The 19,829-nt window shown below is 44.0% G+C and carries 20 protein-coding genes; 4 read left to right on the plus strand and 16 right to left on the minus strand.

Annotation, left to right across the window (positions count from 1 at the left end):
• Positions 1 to 63: 63 nt before the first annotated feature.
• The 8 genes from FFM74_RS10820 to rpsB all read right to left on the minus strand — a co-directional run bounded on the left by FFM74_RS10820 (position 64) and on the right by rpsB (position 8,993).
• Positions 64 to 1,773: a proline--tRNA ligase gene (locus FFM74_RS10820; RefSeq protein ID WP_137626645.1), complete on the minus strand. Its 1,710-nt coding sequence runs from the start codon at positions 1,771 to 1,773 to the stop codon at positions 64 to 66.
• Between the two features lie 41 nt (positions 1,774 to 1,814).
• Positions 1,815 to 3,092, minus strand: coding sequence for an RIP metalloprotease RseP (rseP, locus tag FFM74_RS10825; RefSeq protein ID WP_137626646.1), 1,278 nt, complete (start codon positions 3,090 to 3,092; stop codon positions 1,815 to 1,817).
• 39 nt (positions 3,093 to 3,131) lie between these two features.
• The gene (locus FFM74_RS10830; protein WP_137626647.1) at positions 3,132 to 3,917 is read right to left on the minus strand and encodes a phosphatidate cytidylyltransferase; all 786 of its coding nucleotides are present in this window, start codon (positions 3,915 to 3,917) and stop codon (positions 3,132 to 3,134) included.
• Between the two features lie 17 nt (positions 3,918 to 3,934).
• A complete protein-coding gene (locus FFM74_RS10835) occupies positions 3,935 to 4,714 on the minus strand; it encodes an isoprenyl transferase (protein WP_137626648.1) in 780 nt (259 codons plus the stop codon).
• 119 nt (positions 4,715 to 4,833) lie between these two features.
• Complete coding sequence (gene frr / locus FFM74_RS10840; RefSeq protein WP_137626649.1) at positions 4,834 to 5,397, minus strand: ribosome recycling factor; 564 nt, start codon at positions 5,395 to 5,397, stop codon at positions 4,834 to 4,836.
• A 1-nt stretch (position 5,398) separates the two neighbouring features.
• Positions 5,399 to 6,121 carry a UMP kinase gene (pyrH, locus tag FFM74_RS10845; protein ID WP_137626650.1) on the minus strand — a complete coding sequence of 241 codons (723 nt, stop codon included), beginning with the start codon at positions 6,119 to 6,121 and terminating at the stop codon, positions 5,399 to 5,401.
• A 1,083-nt stretch (positions 6,122 to 7,204) separates the two neighbouring features.
• Positions 7,205 to 8,083, minus strand: a complete 879-nt coding sequence (gene tsf, locus FFM74_RS10850; protein WP_137626651.1) for a translation elongation factor Ts — start codon at positions 8,081 to 8,083, stop codon at positions 7,205 to 7,207.
• 103 nt (positions 8,084 to 8,186) lie between these two features.
• Positions 8,187 to 8,993, minus strand: a complete 807-nt coding sequence (rpsB, locus tag FFM74_RS10855; RefSeq protein ID WP_137607220.1) for a 30S ribosomal protein S2 — start codon at positions 8,991 to 8,993, stop codon at positions 8,187 to 8,189.
• Between the two features lie 223 nt (positions 8,994 to 9,216).
• On the opposite strand from rpsB, the gene FFM74_RS10860 reads away from it, so the two are divergent.
• Entirely contained in the window at positions 9,217 to 9,939 is a 723-nt protein-coding gene (locus tag FFM74_RS10860) for an HAD family hydrolase (RefSeq protein WP_137626652.1), read from the plus strand.
• Positions 9,940 to 10,411: 472 nt separating this feature from the next.
• Here FFM74_RS10860 and FFM74_RS10865 read toward each other — a convergent pair whose 3' ends face one another.
• The 5 genes from FFM74_RS10865 to FFM74_RS10885 form a co-directional block, all read right to left on the minus strand.
• Complete coding sequence (locus FFM74_RS10865) at positions 10,412 to 12,193, minus strand: ABC transporter ATP-binding protein (protein ID WP_137626653.1); 1,782 nt, start codon at positions 12,191 to 12,193, stop codon at positions 10,412 to 10,414.
• Positions 12,186 to 13,913, minus strand: coding sequence for an ABC transporter ATP-binding protein (locus FFM74_RS10870; RefSeq protein ID WP_137626654.1), 1,728 nt, complete (start codon positions 13,911 to 13,913; stop codon positions 12,186 to 12,188). The genes FFM74_RS10865 and FFM74_RS10870 overlap by 8 nt, the downstream gene beginning before the upstream one ends.
• 219 nt (positions 13,914 to 14,132) lie before the next feature.
• Positions 14,133 to 15,131, minus strand: a complete 999-nt coding sequence (locus tag FFM74_RS10875) for a D-2-hydroxyacid dehydrogenase (protein WP_137626655.1) — start codon at positions 15,129 to 15,131, stop codon at positions 14,133 to 14,135.
• Positions 15,132 to 15,197: 66 nt separating this feature from the next.
• Positions 15,198 to 15,488 (minus strand): GIY-YIG nuclease family protein, encoded by a 291-nt coding sequence (locus FFM74_RS10880; RefSeq protein WP_171000723.1) that lies wholly within the window; start codon positions 15,486 to 15,488, stop codon positions 15,198 to 15,200.
• Positions 15,478 to 16,230, minus strand: a complete 753-nt coding sequence (locus FFM74_RS10885; RefSeq protein WP_137626657.1) for a tRNA1(Val) (adenine(37)-N6)-methyltransferase — start codon at positions 16,228 to 16,230, stop codon at positions 15,478 to 15,480. Before FFM74_RS10885 ends, FFM74_RS10880 begins: the two co-directional genes overlap by 11 nt.
• A gap of 110 nt (positions 16,231 to 16,340) precedes the next feature.
• On the opposite strand from FFM74_RS10885, the gene FFM74_RS10890 reads away from it, so the two are divergent.
• Entirely contained in the window at positions 16,341 to 16,976 is a 636-nt protein-coding gene (locus FFM74_RS10890; protein WP_137626658.1) for a lysophospholipid acyltransferase family protein, read from the plus strand.
• A 20-nt stretch (positions 16,977 to 16,996) separates the two neighbouring features.
• On the opposite strand, the gene FFM74_RS10895 is transcribed toward FFM74_RS10890, so the two are convergent.
• Both FFM74_RS10895 and FFM74_RS10900 read right to left on the minus strand, forming a co-directional pair.
• On the minus strand, positions 16,997 to 17,233 hold the full coding sequence (locus FFM74_RS10895; RefSeq protein ID WP_080235722.1) for a YneF family protein: 237 nt from the start codon (positions 17,231 to 17,233) through the stop codon (positions 16,997 to 16,999).
• 97 nt (positions 17,234 to 17,330) lie between these two features.
• Complete coding sequence (locus FFM74_RS10900) at positions 17,331 to 17,594, minus strand: DUF896 domain-containing protein (RefSeq protein WP_171000724.1); 264 nt, start codon at positions 17,592 to 17,594, stop codon at positions 17,331 to 17,333.
• Between the two features lie 130 nt (positions 17,595 to 17,724).
• On the opposite strand from FFM74_RS10900, the gene lexA reads away from it, so the two are divergent.
• The gene (gene lexA / locus FFM74_RS10905; protein WP_137626660.1) at positions 17,725 to 18,354 is read left to right on the plus strand and encodes a transcriptional repressor LexA; all 630 of its coding nucleotides are present in this window, start codon (positions 17,725 to 17,727) and stop codon (positions 18,352 to 18,354) included.
• 87 nt (positions 18,355 to 18,441) lie between these two features.
• On the opposite strand, the gene FFM74_RS10910 is transcribed toward lexA, so the two are convergent.
• Positions 18,442 to 19,086, minus strand: a complete 645-nt coding sequence (locus FFM74_RS10910) for a DNA alkylation repair protein (protein ID WP_137626661.1) — start codon at positions 19,084 to 19,086, stop codon at positions 18,442 to 18,444.
• Between the two features lie 98 nt (positions 19,087 to 19,184).
• Between FFM74_RS10910 and FFM74_RS10915 the strand changes: the two genes are divergently transcribed.
• Positions 19,185 to 19,802, plus strand: a complete 618-nt coding sequence (locus tag FFM74_RS10915) for a hypothetical protein (protein WP_137626662.1) — start codon at positions 19,185 to 19,187, stop codon at positions 19,800 to 19,802.
• The last annotated feature ends 27 nt before the right edge of the window (positions 19,803 to 19,829 follow it).

The raw sequence follows: 19,829 nt of genomic DNA on the forward strand, positions 1-19,829 counted from the left end.
TTAGATTAACTTGCAACGTTCAAGTCGCTCAGTTGAGTTTTGATAAAATTAGCTTAACGGTGACTAGTCGATATTTTTCAACAAGACAGCCAAGTTATTGGCCACTTCTTCTTGCTTCACTTCGAGCGTTTCGCCCGTTTTCCGCAACTTAATTTCGACGATGCCGTCACTGGCTTTCTTACCAATGGTAATCCGTGCTGGAATTCCCATCAAATCAGAATCAGCAAATTTAACCCCAGGACGTTCCTTACGATCGTCATAGAGAACTTTATAGCCAGCTGCTTCCAACGTGGCTTCAATTTGATCCGCAACCGCAACTTGTTCGGCTTTCTTAGGATTAACCGGAATGACATGGACATCAAATGGGGCGATATCCTTAGGCCAAACGAGGCCATCATCATCGGCGCGCTGTTCAGCAATCGCTGATAACAACCGTGAAACCCCAATCCCATAGCAACCCATAATGACCGGAATATTACGCCCATTTTGGTCCAAGACTTCGGCATGTAAGTCTTTCGAGTAACGAGTCCCTAATTTGAAGATGTGGCCAATTTCGATCCCCTTGGTGAATTTCAAGACGCCAGCACCATCTGGTGATAATTCACCTTCTTGCGCAAATCGAATATCCACATAGTCAGCGGCGTGGAAGTCACGTTCAGGATTAACGTTAGTAAAGTGATGGCCATCTTCATTGGCACCAACGGTAATGTTTGCCATGTCTTTAACGTAAACATCGGCGACGATTTTAACGTCATCACTGACATTCACGGGACCGAGTGACCCAAAATGTGCGCCCAAATAGTGTTGTGCTTGTTCAGGTGTCGCCATTTCCAAGAAGTCGGCGCCTAAGTAATTCTTCAACTTAATATCGTTGACTTCATGATCACCGCGAACTAGCGCCATCACGGGTTCATCATCCGCCATAAATAAAATACTCTTGACGAGTTGATCGGGACCAACTTTTAAGAATTCAGCTAACTCATCAATGGTCCCAACACCTGGCGTGGCAATCTTTTCAAGGTCTTTAAGCGAAGCATGTGATTTCTTTGGCACGTACAAACTCCGGGCCATTTCAAGGTTAGCCGCATAGTCGCTAGCATCGGAATACACGATTGTATCTTCACCAACTGGTGCAATCGCAGAGTATTCACGGGAATCTTTACCACCCATGGCACCACCATCACCGATGATTGAGCGGAATTTCAGCCCACAACGATCGAAGATATTTTGATAAGCTTGCGCCATATCTTGGAACGTCTCATCCAACGAGCCTTCGTCGGCATGGAAAGAGTAAGCATCCTTCATGATGAATTCACGACCACGTAATAACCCATAACGGGGGCGATCTTCATCGCGATACTTCGCTTGGATTTGATACAACGTTAATGGCAATTTTTTGTATGATTTAACTTCGTCACGAATAATTGACGTAAACGTTTCTTCATGGGTCGGGCCTAAAATGAATTCGCGTTCATGCCGATTCTTCAGCTTGAACAATTCTGGGCCGTAAGTATCATAACGTCCGGTCGCTTTCCAAAGTTCAGCTGGAATTACTGCTGGCACCAGCATTTCGGCGGCATCAATTTTGGCCATTTCATCACGGATGATGGCTTCAATGTTTTGTAATACCCGATATGCGAGTGGCAAGTAGGCGTACATCCCCGCAGAAATCTGCCGAATATAGCCAGCCCGTAACATCATTTGATGGCTAAGCGCTTCAGCATCATTTGGGACTTCTTTCAATGTTGGAATTAACAATTTTGATTGTTTCATCTAAAAATCTTCTCCTTAATTGTTCCAGTTTAAACTCGCCCTTAAAAGAAATATCGTTGAATATCATTCCAAGTGACTAATACCATCAACAGCATCAACAGGCCAAAACCAATTAAGGTGATGACACTTTCAGTTTCGACGCGGAGTGGCTTACCCCGAATACCTTCAACAACATTTAATAACAGCTTACCCCCATCCAAGGCTGGAATGGGTAATAAGTTAACAATTCCTAAGTTAATTGACAAGACTGCCAATAAATAAATCACTTGCCGTAGTCCTGATTTAGCTGCCTGTGAGGTGGTTGCAAAAATTGCGACCGGTCCGCCCAGATCATTCAAACTAAATCCGTGGGTCACCATTCGGCCTAACACTTGGAATATTTGTTTGGTGATATTCCAAGATCCGGTAAAGCCATAGGTGAGTTTCGCGCCCAGGCTAGTATCCGTAGTCGTGGCCCAGCGAACCCCAATCTGACCAATTTTATTACCTGAGACCGTTTTAGCTGCCGGCTTGACCGTCAGCTTGCGTGTCTGCGTGCCCTGTTTGACGGTTAAATTAACCCGCTTATTCGGGCTATCTTGTATCAATAACGAGATCGACTGCGCACTCGTATTTTTTTTGCCATTAACGGCAATGATTTCATCGCCAGCCTTGATGCCAGCTTGACGAGCCACAGAATTAGCAGTCGTCGACTGCACCTTAGTTGTTACCGAGGTGACCCCGCCTTGCATGAACGCTAAAATGGCAAAGGTAATAATTGCCAAAATGAAGTTATTCATTGGACCCGCAAAGTTAGTCAACATGCGTTGCCAGAGCTTGGCCGATTGAAATTGAACATCAACCGGCGCAATTTGGACTTCGGTCCCATCACTTTCAATAATGGTGGCGTCGTGCTGAACTTGATAATGCTTTAAGACAGTTTCGTCGCCATTTTCATAACCCTCAATCCAAAGTTCCTTTTCCAAGTCAGTCCCAGTAACTGATAACGGAATTCCATTAAAAAGGGTCGTTTTCTTGCTGGCATTAATTGACTGGACTAATCCATCCGCACCAATTTGCAAACTGACCGGGGTCCCAGGCTTGAGTTCTTCATCCTCATCATCGGCGACACCCGCCATCCGCACATAGCCACCAATGGGTAAGAATCGTAAGGTATAGGTGGTCGCGTTGCGGCGAAATGCCACCGCTTTTGGGCCCATCCCGACGGAAAATTCCCGGACGAGGATTCCGGACCGTTTCGCAAAATAAAAATGCCCGAATTCGTGAACGATGACTAAAATACCAAAAACGATAATGAACGTAATTATAGTAACTATCAAATCAACGTTCCTTTCTCCCAGGTTTGAAGGTTATCGTGCTTAAAATAACCCAAATAAGTGTGCAATTGGGAACACGAGCAACATACTGTCAAAGCGGTCCAAAATCCCGCCATGACCCGGTAAAATCTTGCCAGAATCTTTCACACCATAATACCGCTTTAAGGCCGATTCAACTAAATCACCAAATTGACCCACAACCGATAAAATGATCGTAATTAACAACATACTGAACCAATTTTGATAGCCAACTTGGAACCAAAGGGCAAAGGCGGTCGCAATAATTACTCCGATCAAGCTACCACCAATGCAGCCTTCCCAAGTCTTATTTGGACTAATAGGTGTCACTTTATGACGGCCTAGTTTACGGCCAACCATATAAGCGCCACTGTCCGTTGCCCAAACAATGAACATTAAGTACAACAACATTTCAACGTTGATGCCCCGGGCAGCCGTAAAGTAATTAAAGCCCATCCCAATGTAGAAGATCCCCAGTGTTAAAACCCCAGCATCATCAAAAGAAAACCGATTCCGTGACCACACCGTGTGTAATAACATCAGAATGATCAAGAAGTACACGACATAACCTTTGTTTAACTGATCGGGCAAGCCGTTAAACCACTTGTTAGGTGCAATTTGGACCATGACTGCTAACATGCTGACAATCGCTTCAAACGAAATGAGCAATTTTTTCCGCATGATCAGCAGTTCGCTCATGGCAATGGCCCCTAGTAACATGGCCACAATGTCCAGCGTTACCCCACCAATGAATATCACTGGGATAAATAAAATCAGCGCCACAACCGCTGTGATGACCCGTTGTCTCATAGTAAAAACTCCTCTTATTATTTTTTAGCCGATAGGCCGCCAAAACGGCGATCTCGACTCTGAAAGGCTGCAATACAAGCTTGTAACGTCGTCGCTGTAAAATCAGGCCATTTAACATCCGTAAATTCTAACTCACTATACGCGATTTGCCAAAGCAAAAAATTCGACAGCCGTTCCTCGCCACTAGTCCGAATCAGGAGATCCGGGTCATGGTAAGGGGCTAAGGGCGCCGTCATCAGGGCTTCATCAACCGTCTGATCGTCGATCTCATCAACTGCTAATTCGCCAGCAGCCACTTGTCGCGCGATTTTCTGAATCCCGGTCACCATTTCTGCTCGTGACCCATAATTTAAGGCAAAATTTAACACCATGCCATCACAATCTTTAGTATCGGCAATCGCGTCTTTAACCGCCTTCTGGGTACTTGCAGGCAATTTATCGGTATAACCCATCACTGAGACCCGAACATTGTTTTTGATGAGATCTGGCACAAACGTTTCAAAAAAGTTCACCGGAAGCTGCATTAAGTAATTGACCTCGTCAGTTGGTCGCTTCCAGTTTTCCGTTGAAAACGCGTAGAGTGTCAAGACTTTAACGCCCAGATTACTCGCGGCAATGGTCACTTTCTTAACCGTGTTCATGCCTTCTTTATGACCCGCAACTCGTGGTAAATGGCGTGCCTTGGCCCAGCGCCCATTGCCATCCATGATAATGGCAACATGCGCAGGAATCCGTTTTGGATCTAATTTTAATTCAGTTGTTTCAACTGGATCTTTCTTATTTAAAAAAGCGAACAAGTTGCACCTCCAAAAATAGCTTAACCAAGCCCTATTTTACCAAAAAAACCAACATTAAACTATTCGTCAACAAAAAAAGGCTTGAATTTCTTCAAGCCTTAACAAATCTTGGTGCCAGCTTAGCCTTCAAGAATTTCTTTTTCTTTATCAGCAACGATGGCATCGACTGATTTACCTGCTTCGTTAGTAATCTTTTGTGCCTGATCTTCTAAATCGTGCAATTGATCGTCGGTAAAACTACCGGACTTGTTGCCCTTCTTTAACTCGTCCATCGCATCACGCCGGGCATTCCGAACGGCAACTTTAGCCCGTTCACCCTCGGCCTTGACATCTTTGGCGAGTTCCTTACGCCGTTCTTCGGTTAATTGTGGAATCACTAACCGAATTGCTGAGCCGTCATTTGCAGGACTGATACCCAAATCAGACGCCAAGATTGCTTTTTCGATTTCTTTTAAAGCACTCTTATCAAATGGTGTCACCATCAAGACCCGTGGTTCCGGAATCGTAATTGACGCCATCTGGTTCAATGGCGTTTGGGTGCCATAATAGTCCGCTGAAATCCGATTCAATAATGACGCGTTTGCTCGACCAGCACGAATATTACCTAATTCGCGTTGTAACGCGCTTTCTGCCTTTTTCATTTTTGCTTGTGCATCTTTTAAAATTGGTTCTGTAACAGCCATGTTATTTCCCCCTGACTGTTGTCCCGATGTGTTCACCGGCGACAACTTTGCGAATATTACCTGGTTCATTCAAGTTAAAGACAACCACTGGAATATCATTATCCATTGATAATGAGCTCGCAGTCGTATCCATCACTTGTAGGCCTTTATTGATAATATCAAGATGAGTCAATGTATCGAATTTAACCGCGGTCGCATCCTTGTTAGGATCGGCTGAGTAGACACCATCAACACCGTTTTTAGCCATCAGAATGGCATCAGCGTTAATTTCAGCAGCCCGTAAGGCCGCCGTCGTATCGGTTGAAAAGTATGGACTACCCGTCCCACCAGCAAAGATCACAATCCGACGTTTTTCCAGATGGCGCATGGCCTTCCGACGAATGTAAGGTTCAGCAATTTGGCGCATTTCAATCGACGTCTGAACGCGAGTTGGCACACCAATTGATTCCAAATTATCTTGGAGTGCCAAGGCGTTCATAATGGTCGCTAACATGCCGATATAATCGGCTTGCGCACGTTCCATACCCATTTGGGCACCGGCTTCACCACGCCACATATTACCGCCACCAACGACAATTGCAATTTGGACACCCATCTCATAAACATCCTTGAGTTCCTCTGCGACCGTTTTAATTACGGGCGGGTTAATCCCAAAACCTTTTTTCCCAGCTAGGGCTTCGCCACTCAACTTTAGGATCACACGCTTATATTTTACTTCCGACATCGTTTCGTCCTCCTCGAGATTATCTGTAACCATTCTACCATATTATCAATAACCATTATACAAAAGCCTTAATTCCGCAAGTATCAAGTTTTTCTCGGCTTTCTTTGAAATCATTGTTGGGTGGCTCGATTCCCGCCTACCGGGGGCTTCGTTTGGGGCTGGAACGCCATGAACCATTTTTGAGCCAAAAGGCGGTCTCAAAAGCTGGTTTTTGACTAAGCGCGGATAAATCACCGCGCTAAGTCAAACGCCACGGCTGAGCCCCAAACGAAGCCCCCTCACGGCTAGAGACGTGGAATATTTTAGTACCAACCAAAAATCTTGATCAACTGCCGACTGAACTAATCAGCAGTTAAAAGTAATCATCCTCAATAGACCAGTCACCATTCGCAACGCTAGAGCACCTATCAGTTATTGATACAACCGCAAATCTTGATGGGCTAGTGATATTGTAATAGCCAGATTGCTTAACTCCTCAAAGTTTAGCGTACAAAATGAGTCATGAACAAGATCATATCAGCAATTGTCGCTCCCAAACTAAATTCGTTGTGCACTGCAAGACAGCTCCAGCCATAGGGCGTTCTAGGGCTTCGATTAAAAGGCGATTGAATCGTCCTGTAAGATGATTAGGCAGCTATAGTCTACTAACTTTCTAACTGTCTCCACTAAGCTTAATAACTGAAGGTTGGGACTGATAACATCGGTCGTGTCGGTGGCGTTACATCGGCTGTTTTTGCCGACGTTACACCACGGACGGTTCGGGACACTTGCGCATTTGGCAAGGGTTCCGGGCGAGGCCCAAGACGTGCTTGGCTTGGGCCGGTCCCACGACCGCATGTTATCAGTCCCAACCGGAAGTGAAAGCTGTAATAAAGTTGTTTGATCCTTTAGCTTTTCACGCCATTTTATATGTGCTAACTCAATTAGAAACGAAGGGACTTCAATCTCAACCAATCTCCCTACCGAGAAAAATTTCACACTAACCTTAATTCCGACGACAAATCACATTTTTTCGCAAAAAAAGGGATCACCACAAAACGATGTTTGTCGCAATCCCCCTGATTAACTTTCAAAAAAATGTGTCTATTTTTTGATTTGGCTCATGATTTCGTCAACAAAATTACCAGTTTGCTTTTCGATACCTTCGCCGACTTCGAAACGAACAAAGGTATTAACCTTGCCGCCCTTTGATTCAACGTAATGTGAAACCGTTTGGTCAGAATCCTTAACGAATTCTTGATCGTCTAAACTGATTTCAGCTAACCATTTGTTTAAACGGCCTTCAACCATCTTTTCAACGATTTTTTCAGGCTTGCCTTCGTTTAAGGCTTCCTTAACTAAAACATCTTTTTCATGTGCTAATGTTTCAGCAGGCACTTGGTCGCGTGAGACATATTCTGGATTGATCGCAGCCACGTGCATGGCAACATCTTTAGCAGTTGCTTCATCAGCACCGTCTAAGACAACCAAGGCACCGATTTGGCCACCATTATGGATGTAGGCACCAAAGTTTTGATCAGCTTGCTTTTCGATGACCTTAAAACGACGTAAGCCAACTTTTTCACCAGTAACTTGAGTCGTTTCAATAATATCATCATTGATAGTACCCTTTTCAGTCTTCAAAGCTAAGGCAGCTTCAAGGTCTTTAGGTGCTTCCAATGCGATTTGATCAGAGATCTTTGCAATCAAATCTTTGAATGGGTCACTTGACGCAACGAAGTCAGTTTCAGAGTTAACTTCAACGATTGCAGCGTGATCACCATGAATCGCAACGGCAGCCATTCCTTCAGCAGCTACACGGCCACTCTTCTTTTCGGCTTTAGCAACGCCCTTTTCACGCAAAACGTCAACAGCCTTGGCCATATCGCCTTCTGCTTCAACTAATGCCTTTTTAGCATCCATCATGCCAACGCCAGTTTTGTCACGTAATTCTTTAACTTGTGCTGCAGAAATCTTTGCCATAGTGTGTCTCTCCTTTGAATCCAGTTGATTTTTTTTATAAAAGGCTGCCCACAAAATCAGGCCGATGAGGTCCGCGATTTTTTAGACAGCCTAATTATTTCAATTATTTATTGTCAGACTTCTTGTCATTGTCGCCTTCAACGGCTTCAACGATATCTTCTAAAGAGTCAGCAGACTTCTTAGCGTCTTTGTTACCCTTGAATGAGTCTTCTGTAACGTCTTCATCTTCACCTTGACGGCCTTCAATGACAGCGTCAGCCATCTTAGAAGTAATCAAACGAACGGCACGAATAGCGTCATCGTTTGAAGGGATGATAACATCAATGTCATCAGGATCAGTGTTAGTATCAACCATTGCGACGATCGGAATGTTCAACTTTTGAGCTTCCTTAACCGCGATTTGTTCCTTACGAGGGTCAACAATGAACACAACGTCTGGAATCCGAGGCATGTCTTCGATACCGCCCAAGAACTTTTCAAGCTTTGCCCGTTGTTTCATTAACAATGAAACTTCCTTCTTAGGCAAACGGTCGAAAGTACCGTCTTCTTCCATCTTCTTCAAATCTTTAAGACGTTTGATCCGAGTTTGGATGGTGTTCCAGTTAGTCAAAGTCCCACCTAACCAACGATGGTTAACGTAGTATTGACCAGCACGTGTTGCTTCTTCTTCGATTGAGTCTTGAGCTTGTTTCTTAGTCCCAACGAACAAGATAACACCATCATCAGCCGCAGCGTCCTTAACGAAGTTGTAAGCTGAATCGATCATCTTAACCGTCTTTTGTAAGTCAATGATGTAGATTCCGTTACGTTCCGTAAAGATGTATGGTTTCATCTTTGGATTCCAACGACGAGTTTGGTGACCGAAATGGACACCGGCTTCAAGCAATTGTTTCATAGAAATAACAGCCATAATAAATGTGCCTCCAAAAAATTTGTTTTATTCCTCCTTGTTGCTCAACTGTCACTGGAACTCTCCCGAGCACAACCAGCGACATCCCAACAAGTGTGAATTGGTTTTAACACCGAAAATTAGTATACCGAAGATTGGCTTCGCTTGCAAGAATTTTCATCAGGAATTTGTGAATTTCATAAAGTATGTTACGATACTATCCTGCATAGGAGGCTCAATAAAAATGATTAAAGCCATTATTTTTGATCTAGACGATACGCTCTATGATCAAAAATCACCGTTCAGTGCGGCCTTAACGCAAAAAACACAGTTGCGTTTTTCCCCGGCTGAATTGGCTGAACTTTTTAACCGTTTCCGTGATTTTACTGATCGGACTTTTCATCAAGTTACGGCTAAAGAATTAACTTTGGAAGGGTGGCAAACTGCCCGACTGCGGTATACTTTGACAGATTTAGTGCCGGAAACCATTACCACGGATTGGGCCATTCAATTTGAAATTGCCTACCAAAAAGCCTTGTCAAAAATTGACTTATTTGCGGGTCTTGCACCGGCACTTGAGCAACTGAGCCACTGTTTCCAAATTGGCATTATCACTAACGGCCCGGCTAAAATTCAGCGACAAAAATTACATCAGCTTCAAATTGAACGTTACGTTCATCCCGACAATATTTTTATTTCGGATGAGTTGGATCTCGCCAAGCCCGATCCTTCAATTTTCACGACTTGGGCGCACCAAGTTGGCATTCGCGCTAATCAGGCTGCCTACGTAGGTGACAACGCTCTCTTAGACATGACCAGCGCAAAACATGCCGGTTGGCAAACGTTTTGGTTTAACCATCGGCGGCAATCACAAGTGCAACCCGCCGTCATTCCAGACCAAATTATCGAAACACCAGCGGAACTGAGTGACTTGTTAATGGCCCTAGTTCAAGCTGCGGCGGTTTGATTTCGATCACCAACAGTGACTTCAGAGTCGCGCGACAAAGCTTTATCTCATATAATTAGTCAGATAAAGGTTGAAAGGCAGTAATTGCTAGCAATTACTGCCATGTCAACGATTAGGGTATAAAGATTAGTTGACATGGCAGCTTCCAGCTAATTTAATTGTTTTTTAGGTTTAGCGTAGGCAGACAGAATCGTTGTGCTGTGTCGGTAAGATTGGTCGGCGTTTTTGGCCGCCTAATCTTGCAGGGCGATTTAAAGACGTGGGTTATCGGCTTTGAATCGAAGTTCCAGACCGCTTTTTGGCTGGGACTGTCCCACCATAGCACAACGATTCTGACTGACGGAGCGCTTACCACGATAGTGATTTTCGTCCTTCAATCTTTAGCTAGTCAGAACAAAATAGACGTTGACAACTCGGATTTACCGTTGTCAGCGTCTATTTTGTTGCACAAACTTTAGGGACTTAGCACGCCCTATTCAAAGACCATTTGATTCCGATAAAGTTCCGCATAAAAACCATTTTCGGCCAGTAATGCCTCGTGGTTACCCTGTTCAATGATGGCCCCATCTTTCAAGACCACGATTTTATCCGCATTCAAAATTGTTTTCAACCGATGCGCGATAACGAAACTCGTTCGGCCTTGAATCACATTGTCCATGGCCGCCTGGATTTTCGCTTCAGTCACTGTATCGACATTCGAGGTTGCTTCGTCCAAAATCAACAATCGTGGATTGGTTAAGATTGTCCGCGCAATCGACATCAACTGTTTTTGACCGGCGGAAAAGACGCTCTGTTCATCCGAAACGCGTGTCGCATACTGGTCTGGTAAACTTTCAATAAAGTCATGAATATTGGCTTGCTTTGCCGCGTCAATGACCCGTGCCATGCTGGCAGTTGGTTCACCATAGCGAATATTATCTGCAATCGTCCCAGTAAACAATTGCGGCTCTTGCAACACAATCCCGACGTTTTGCCGGAGTGCCTTCAAGTCAAACGTCCGGATATCCGTCCCATCAAAAGTAATCTGACCACTATCGACATCATAAAACCGGTTTAACAAATTCATCACCGTGGTTTTTCCAGAACCGGTTGGCCCCACCAACGCAACCATTTCACCACGTTGTACTTTGATTGTCACCCCATGCAAGATTTCCTTACCTGGGGCATAGCTAAACCGAACATTATCAATCATCAACTCATGATGAATCCCATCGGGCTGACCGCCCTCGGTTGGGTTAATTTCATCTGGCTGATCACGAACCTCATCAATCCGACGCGCGCCCGTAATCGCTAATTGAATCATACTGTATAAACTCGTTAACGACATAATTGGTTGATAGTATTGCTGGGCGTAATTGACGAACACGACGACTAGTGCCAGCGCAGCCCCTTTTGATAGACTGCCATTTAAAGCCAGCCAGGACCCAAAGAAAATTACGATTGCCGTATTGAGTAACGACATACCTTGCATTAGCGGATTCAAAATACCTGACCAAATTTGACCAGTCAAGGCAGATTTGCGGACTTGATTATTATAATTCCTAAAACCACGTAGCGAATCGTGCTGTAGGCCGTTGGTAATCAACACTTTTTGTCCGGTAATCTGTTCATTAATGTAGCCATTTAGCTGCCCGATATCATCTTGTTGCTGATTGACAGCAGTCCCAGCCTTACGCATGACTAATGCCGCGATAATTAAGGCAATTGGCGTTGACGCCATCGTGACCCAAGCCATCGTCGCATTTTGATTAAACATCACAATCAGTAAGCCGATAAATTGTGCAACTGCTAATAAAACCTCTAATAACGCCTGATTCATCGCATTAAAAATATTATCTAAGTCAGACGTAAAACGTGCTAAAATGTCGCCATCGCTATGCGTGTCAAAATATTTCACTTGCATCCGTTGCATCTTCCGAAACAAACCCACGCGCATCGTCCCGGTGGAATACGCAGTCACACGTGCCAAAATCAAACTGGCACCAAAAATCGTTACCGCATCACCAACATACAACAAGATATAAACGATCAGCGTCTGATTAAAACTGCCTAAACTAGCCTGAGCACGAGTCGCCGGATTCGTCCACTGACCTAGATAAGTGGTCAATTCTTCAACCGCTCGACCTAAATATGTCGGCGCAATAACGATACACCAAGTTGAGAAGGCAATTAGCAGACTGCTTAGTATAAAGCCACGCCAATATTTCTTTAAATAGTGCCAATAATACTTGCCAGCGTTACGTAAATCAGTCATTTTCCCCCTCCTCACGTGCTTTTTGCGTTTGATAAATTGCTTGATAAATCGCATTAGTTTGTAACAACTCACGATGCGTCCCCGTGCCACTAAGACGACCATCGTCCAATACTAAAATTTGATCCGCACGAATAATTGACGCAATTTTTTCAGCAATCACAACGGTCGTCGTTGACGTCAAATCACGATCCATCGCCTCTTGGACTAATTTTTCGGAACGCGCATCTAGCGCCGAAGTGGCATCATCCAAGATCAAAATTTCAGGATTGGCAATCACCCCACGTGTAATGGCTAGCCGTTGTTTTTGTCCACCCGAGAAGTTTTGCGAGCGTTCCTCAACAGGTGCATCATAAGTTTGCGGTAAGCGTTCAATAAATTCTGACGCTTGGGCCACGTTAGCTGCCCACTGCATATGATTAAGCTGTGCATCTGGACGGACTTGTTTTAAATTCGCTGAGATGGTTCCCGAAAACAACGTCGATCGTTGTAAAACATAAGCCACAGTTGATCGCAAGGCCTTTTCCGGAATTTCACGGACATCAACGCCACCAATTTTAATTTGGCCACTATCTGGGTCATATAATCGGGCAATCAGCTGAGCTAATGTCGTCTTGCCAGAGCCAGTGGCCCCAACAATCCCGAGCATCGACCCGGCAGCAATCTGAAAACTGACATCTTTCAAAGTTGGTTGCGAATCACCCGGATAGGTGAAACTCACGTGCTCGAAGCTGATGTCACCAGTTAGTGGTTTGTCATCGTCGCTCGTCACATAAGTCATGCTTGGCTTAGTTGCAAGTACTTCGTCAATCCGACCAATCGAAATAAAGGCCCGTGAAGCGAATGTCATTAAAAAGCCACCATTAATCACGGCATATAAAATTTGCATTAAATATGAAATAAAACTCGTAATCGCGGCCAAGTAACTCGGATGAGTCGTAATATTTTGACCGACTAAATAAACGGCCACCCCGACGGCCAGATTCGCCGTTAAGAAAAAGATTGGCATCAAAATTGAAAACCAATAGCCGATTTTGGCCGTAACCGTGGTCAATTGATCGGAAGCCGCTGAGAATTTGTTAATTTCGTTTGTTTCTTGAACGAACGATTTTACCACGCGAATTCCCATTAAGTTTTCCCGCGTGACGGTATTGACGTTTTCAATATCTTGCTGGGTTTCAGCAAAATAAGTTGTCATGTGACGTACAGCGATCCAAGTCGCCAATAAGATAATCGCCATCATGACAATAATGACCCACCATTGCTCTGGCATCGTCACAATCGCCAACACAAAGGCGCCAATAAATAGTAACGGAATTCGCGTAATTTGCTGGAATCCGGCCATCACAATTTGTTGCACTTGATTGATATCATTGGTCATTCGCACAACCAAGTTCGAAGCCGAAAACTTTTCGACATCCGCGTAGGCAAACGACTGAATTTTAGCGTACAAGTCCAACCGCAAATCGGTGGCCACCCCTAAAGCGACTCGCGCGGAATAAACCGTATTAATAATGCCGCCGGCGATACCTAACGCTGCTAATCCTAGCAGTAATAAGCCTTCCCGAAAAACCGTCTGCTGGTCGTTTTTGATAATGGCAGTCATCACAACTTGTAGTAGCCGCGGTTGCCATAGCGTGGCAAACACCAATACAATGACTGACAACATCGCCACCGTAACATCTACGTGATACCGTTTAAAATATGGCATCAACACTTTCATTCTACATTCCTCCCCGAACTCAACTGATCTAAGCGTACCTGAAATTAAGCCGTTCTACAAATAATAACTAATTTTTTAGAATAAATAATATTATAATAAATCACAATCATTGGTGCTCTCAGTCTGAACGCGCGTAAACTTGTTCATTTGCCCCATTTTTGGACAAAAAAAAAGCACGTAAATCCGAAGATTTGCGTGCTTTTAACTCGGTCAAAGAAATTAGTCAAACTTAACTTGCGTATCAGCTTTACCAGTTTCGATGAATTGTTTGTTGTTGTCCATTGAGATGTGCACCATGTTGTGAACGGCTGGTTCAGTGTAGAAAGCCGTATGTGGTGTAATCAAAACATTGTCGCGGTTGAACAAGTTCATGAAGACCTTGTCATCAATCGTTTGACCTTCAAGATCCTTGTTAAAGATCTTAGTTTCGTATTCATAAGTGTCAAGAGCAGCACCGGCAACTTTGCCGCTGTCTAAAGCCTTGATCAAGTCTTCTGAATCAATGAGTGTCCCACGGGCAAAGTTCAAGATGTAAGCGCCATCCTTCATCTTGCTGAAGGCATCAGCATTTAACATGTGATAGTTGTCCTTCAATGCAGGAACATGCAAGGTAATAACGTCTGATTGGGCGAATAATTCGTCCAATGTATCAACGTACATGCCTTCTTTTTCAAGTTCTGCGTTACGGTAAACATCGTAACCAATAACTTTGGCACCGAAACCTTTGAAGATATCGATAGCAGCACGACCAATACGGCCAGTACCAACAACACCAACAGTCATCGTGTTTAATTCTTTAGCGATGTTTGGTGCCCAACGGAAGTCTTGTTTAGCCAACTTCTTGTTGAACATTGGGGTTTGACGTAACAATTGCATCAATTGGGTTACTGATAATTCAGCAATCGCATTTGGTGAGTATGCAGGTACGTTAGAAATCTTTAAATCGCGTTCCTTAACAGTTGGGACGTCAACATTGTCGACACCAACGTTACGAAGTGAGATATTCTTGACACCTTCATCAGCCAACTTGTTCAAAACAGCAGCGGTGTAATCCTTTTGTTGGTATACATCGGCACCGTCAAAACCTTTAGCCAATTCGGCAGTTTTTTCGTCAAGTAGTTCTGAAACTAACTTAACTTCAACATCGGGATGTTCTTCCATCCATGTCTTAAAGAATGGACGTTCGTCATCACGTACAGCATAAGCAATAATTTTCATTACAAAAATTCCTCCTATATATTGATACATTAAATATTATAACAGTAAATGTCAGAAAAAGAATGACTATTTATGAAAACTTTGCGAAACTTTCACACCGTGAGCAGCTAAATACTGTAATTTCGCACTTCTAGGTTGATGTTTAAACGCATATTCTGCTTTCAGTGCGGCAGATTTAGTCGTAAATGTTTCATGGTAAATCATTTTTAACGGGCGGCGCTTTGGTGGCCGCGTGTATTTAGCCCCCTTGCCGGCATTATGAGTGGCCAACCGTCGGGCCAAATCATCCGTAAAACCACCATACAACGTTTGATCTGCGCACAGGAGCACATAAAAATAATAGGGTTTAGTTGCCATAAAGTAGTTGGTGCACCTCTTCCCCATAGTCGCCATCCGCTTGATACACGATGACTGGCGGTAAAATCCGCACACCATTGGGACGGCCAGATTTAATCATCTCAATTAAGACCATATTGGCCTCGCGGTCAGCTTTTGGATGGACAAAGCGCAGTCGTTTAGGCGCCAACTGATGGTCACGCATCGTCGCAAATAGATCATCTAACCGTTCTGGTCGATGCACGAAATACGCTTTCCCAGTCGTTTTCAGCAAATTGCTCGTGACGGTCATAATTTGGTCTAGATTGGCAGAAATTTCATGGCGCGCAATGGCTAAATGCGGGTTGGGGTTCTTTTTACTCGTCGGTTGATCTTTGAAATACGGCGGATTGCAAAGCACCGTATCAATTGAATCCTTCTGAATCGTTTTGGTTACCATTAACAAGTCTTCATTTAAGACAGTCATGCGATCCGTCAAGTCGTTTAACAAAACACTTCTTGCCGCCATATCTGCCAGACGGGGTTGCAGCTCGACTTCAGTAATCTGACCACGCGTTTTCGAACTGACAAGCAGTCCGACCGCGCCGGTGCCCGCACACAAGTCCACAATTTTCGTTTTCGCAGCAACTGGGACTTGGGCAAAATCGCCCAGCAGCACAGCATCTAAGGAAAACGAAAAGACTGTTGGGCTTTGAATAATTTGGATCGTTTGACTATATAATTGGTCGATACGTTCATCGCCCTTCAACAGTACGGTTGTCATCTGCTCCCTACTTTCATTAAACCTCATTGTCAGCTTAACATAATTTACTTGCAGAAATCGCAAAATTTCGTCATACTATTGGCAATCAGTATTTCGAAAGGAAGTTTGCGATGTTTTATTCTTTTATGCGCGGACTCGTCAGGGTTATCGTCGCGATTATTAACGGCAATACCCACTATCAAGGCCGTGAAAAATTACCAGAGGGCGGCTATGTGCTAGTCGGCCCTCATCGCACTTGGTTTGACCCCTTGCTGTATGCTTTAGCGGGCAGCCCAATGCAGTTTAGCTTTATGGCCAAAGAAGAATTATTTAAAAATCCAATTTTGCGCTATATCCTAGTTCATGCCAACGCCTTTCCAGTGGATCGGAAACATCCGGGACCATCTGCCATTAAGACGCCCGTTAAATTTTTGCGTAAGGGCAACCTTTCGCTCATCATGTTCCCTTCTGGCACACGGCATTCGCAAGAATTAAAAGGTGGTGCCACCGTCATTGCTAAAATGGCTGGTGTGCCACTCGTTCCGACCGTCTATCAAGGTCCGTTAACCTTTAAGCGGCTCTTTAGTCGCAAACGGGTCACGGTACGGTTTGGCGAGCCAATCTATATCGACCGCAAACTAAAGCTTGATGAAGCTGGACAAAAAAAGATTGAAACCCAAATGCTGACCGCATTTGATGAACTTGATCAACAAATTGATCCTAACTTTCATTATATTGACCCAGCCGAAAAAAAACACGCCAACTAAGGCGTGTTTTTTTGTTATCATTACTTGCTGTCGTTTTTAGATGCAGCTTTCATTGAATTTAACATTTGATGCAATTTCTTTTCGGATGGGCGTTGACCCATTTGCATCATCATGCTGCGCAACATTTCTTCACTAATTGGTGGATTTTGTTTCAAGTAGTTTTGCATGTAGTGCCGAGCACCAAAGAAACCACCGGTCAGCCCGACTAAAACGCCGATAACGACAATTAAGATCCAAATACCAGTAGACACAGTCATTCCCCTCCCTTTTTATAGACTTCATTAAACTAGTCTACACAAATTAACCCTAAAAGAAAAGGAAAATTTGTCATTTGACAAATCTTCCTTGTAAGCGCTAATCATCACGCAGCCCACGGTCACGCTGAACTTGCCGAACCTTCTCAGGCGTAACTTCCTTACCATCTTTATCATATACTTGTAACATTTCGACTTGTTGCCGGAAACCGGCCCGAAATTCTTTTAAGTATTTTTGACGCAATTCTTTGCGTTCGAGTTCTTCTAACTCGGTGAGTCCTTCTTCTTTGGCTTTGTGCGCCAATTCATTAATTCGACTCAATAATTCTTTTGAAATCAAACTAGTCACTCCTTTCAAAAGCATAACTAGAATACTCGATTTTTGACCTTAAATCAATTAAAAGTATTTGTCAACCGAACATTTGTTTGAAAGCGTGAAAAAGCTATGCTACAATGATTTTAACAACTAAAGAAAATTAAAATGAGGTGCCAAGATGAGTAAAACATCTGAAAGTAAACAAATGGCCGTTCTACGTTTCATTTATGAACGTGTCAATGAAAAAGGTTACCCGCCAACCGTCCGTGAGATTGGTGAGGCCGTTGACTTATCTTCGACCTCAACCGTCCACGGTCACATTGCCCGGCTCGAGAAAAAAGGGCTCATTCAAAAAGACCCGACTAAGCCACGGGCAATCGAAGTGACGGCGGCTGGCTACGAGGTCTTGGGCGTCGAAACGACGCCACATCAAATCCCAATTCTTGGGACCGTTGCGGCCGGCCAACCAATTCTTGCCGTCCAAGAAGCCACCGACTATTTCCCAATTCCAAAAGACTTAGAAACTTTTGGCGGTGACTTATTCATGCTAACCATTCGTGGCGAGAGTATGATTAACATTGGCATTTTAAACGGCGATCAAGTGATTGTTCGGCGTCAAAGTGCCGCCGACAATGGTGACATTATCATTGCCATGACCGACGAGAACGAAGCAACTTGCAAACGATTCTTCAAGGAAGCAGACCATTATCGTCTACAACCTGAAAATGACACGATGGCACCCATTATCTTGACTAGCGTTTCTGTCCTAGGTAAAGTTGTTGGGCTCTATCGCGACATGTTATATTAACCAAAAATTCAAACCGGGTAATTCTCGGCCTGGCGACTTCCACATGATTGGTACAGCCAATTTTGTTTTGGGGTCGTTTTTTTCAGACTAATTTTCTTTTAGCGCTTTGCGGCCTTCACGTTCAGCAAGTGTCGATAATTGATGACTCGACATGAATGCCTGTACCCACAAGGGATTAGTTTTACTATAATCTCGTAAGGCCCAATTAATCGCCTTTTGAATAAAGAATTCTGAATCCGTCTGTGAGTTTTCAATGGCCTCCGTTAAAAAGGCTTGGTTTGTCACACCTTTTAAACCTAGTTGTAAGGTGATGCCGACGCGTCGCGACCACATCTCGTCGGTCTGAATAAAGTCCCTGCCGCGGGTGTTTACTGCCGCATTGGCAACCAGATAGGTGCTCATGACTTTGCGCCAAGCGTCAACACTATCCCACCAAGCCTTAACTGGAATCTGGCGCTCACACCAGTCAAATAATTCCGGCGTAAAACGTTTCACATTCACCAAGGCCAAGTCAATGGCCACATACTGATATTCACGCGCCGGTTGCTCATAATAAAAACTCAACCAATCTTGCAACACTGGTAAAGTCAGTGTTCGACTCGTCTTAATCACTGGTTTGGTGCGTTCACGCCGTTCTGTCGCCCTGACGCCTAAAAAACTAAATTGATTGCGCATATATGCCGCCATCGCCGCTTGATTCTCCGGATGGCTCGGTAAAAATAATTCTGCCAAATTGCTAAACTCCTTTCGGTCCACTGAATTTAACTCTCATCAGGCAGGCTGTCAATGGTATAATAGTGACACTAATTTAAATTCCGGGGGTTGGTTACATGTTATTCTTAGCCATCATTGGCTTACTTGTTTTTTTATTGGCCTTTTTCTCAGTCCTGTCCGCGCGTCAAAGTGGTGGCGGTTGGAAGTTTTTAGCCACGGTCGCGGTCTTGAGCGCGGCCTTGACGATTTTTGCCATTATTAAACTACCGTACTGGCCATACAATCAGAGCCACACTGCCAAAACAACGGCGACATCAAGCTCTGCTACCAGTAGCTCGAACACCACTGCCAAAATTGGGTCATCTGAAGTGGTCTTTAATGAAGCTAACCAGAAGAAGGCTGCGGCAACGACTCAGCTCAAAGAAGATAGTATTTTGAAGCAATTAAAGGCTAACTACAAGTCGATGGGATCCGTTACTTTGGATCGCAAGACCAAAACCTTTACAGTAACGCCCACGAATGCCAAATATATCAAATCTTTAAAAACAGTGAAACAATATCCAAGCAAGAACCAAAAAGCCATCACCACGATTACACAAAATTATGAATCATTATCAACTTCAATCAAAAAACATCTTGGAAAAAATTATACGGTTCAGTTATTACAACCGGACACCAATAATCCCCTACTAAGTGTTAAAGATGGCGAAGTTGTTACTAACAACTTCAAATAAAAAATGCGTTGTCAACCCACTTTAAGC

Origin of the sequence: Lactiplantibacillus pingfangensis (assembly GCF_005404945.1) — a bacterium.
Lineage (GTDB): Bacteria > Bacillota > Bacilli > Lactobacillales > Lactobacillaceae > Lactiplantibacillus > Lactiplantibacillus pingfangensis.

Bases quoted from the DNA above. Each gene is read 5' to 3' on its own strand.
- tsf (WP_137626651.1), bottom strand. From the start codon at position 8,083: ATGGCAAAGATTTCTGCAGCACAAGTTAAAGAATTACGTGACAAAACT.
- pyrH (WP_137626650.1), bottom strand. From the start codon at position 6,121: ATGTCGGAAGTAAAATATAAGCGTGTGATCCTAAAGTTGAGTGGCGAA.
- FFM74_RS10900 (WP_171000724.1), bottom strand. From the start codon at position 17,594: ATGCTTTTGAAAGGAGTGACTAGTTTGATTTCAAAAGAATTATTGAGT.
- FFM74_RS10870 (WP_137626654.1), bottom strand. From the start codon at position 13,913: ATGAAAGTGTTGATGCCATATTTTAAACGGTATCACGTAGATGTTACG.
- FFM74_RS10895 (WP_080235722.1), bottom strand. From the start codon at position 17,233: ATGACTGTGTCTACTGGTATTTGGATCTTAATTGTCGTTATCGGCGTT.
- FFM74_RS10880 (WP_171000723.1), bottom strand. From the start codon at position 15,488: ATGGCAACTAAACCCTATTATTTTTATGTGCTCCTGTGCGCAGATCAA.
- FFM74_RS10885 (WP_137626657.1), bottom strand. From the start codon at position 16,230: ATGACAACCGTACTGTTGAAGGGCGATGAACGTATCGACCAATTATAT.
- FFM74_RS10820 (WP_137626645.1), bottom strand. From the start codon at position 1,773: ATGAAACAATCAAAATTGTTAATTCCAACATTGAAAGAAGTCCCAAAT.
- frr (WP_137626649.1), bottom strand. From the start codon at position 5,397: ATGGCTGTTACAGAACCAATTTTAAAAGATGCACAAGCAAAAATGAAA.
- FFM74_RS10890 (WP_137626658.1), top strand. From the start codon at position 16,341: ATGTTTTATTCTTTTATGCGCGGACTCGTCAGGGTTATCGTCGCGATT.
- rpsB (WP_137607220.1), bottom strand. From the start codon at position 8,993: ATGGCTGTTATTTCTATGAAACAATTGCTTGAAGCCGGTGTCCATTTC.
- FFM74_RS10830 (WP_137626647.1), bottom strand. From the start codon at position 3,917: ATGAGACAACGGGTCATCACAGCGGTTGTGGCGCTGATTTTATTTATC.
- FFM74_RS10865 (WP_137626653.1), bottom strand. From the start codon at position 12,193: ATGACTGATTTACGTAACGCTGGCAAGTATTATTGGCACTATTTAAAG.
- FFM74_RS10860 (WP_137626652.1), top strand. From the start codon at position 9,217: ATGATTAAAGCCATTATTTTTGATCTAGACGATACGCTCTATGATCAA.
- FFM74_RS10875 (WP_137626655.1), bottom strand. From the start codon at position 15,131: ATGAAAATTATTGCTTATGCTGTACGTGATGACGAACGTCCATTCTTT.
- lexA (WP_137626660.1), top strand. From the start codon at position 17,725: ATGAGTAAAACATCTGAAAGTAAACAAATGGCCGTTCTACGTTTCATT.
- FFM74_RS10915 (WP_137626662.1), top strand. From the start codon at position 19,185: ATGTTATTCTTAGCCATCATTGGCTTACTTGTTTTTTTATTGGCCTTT.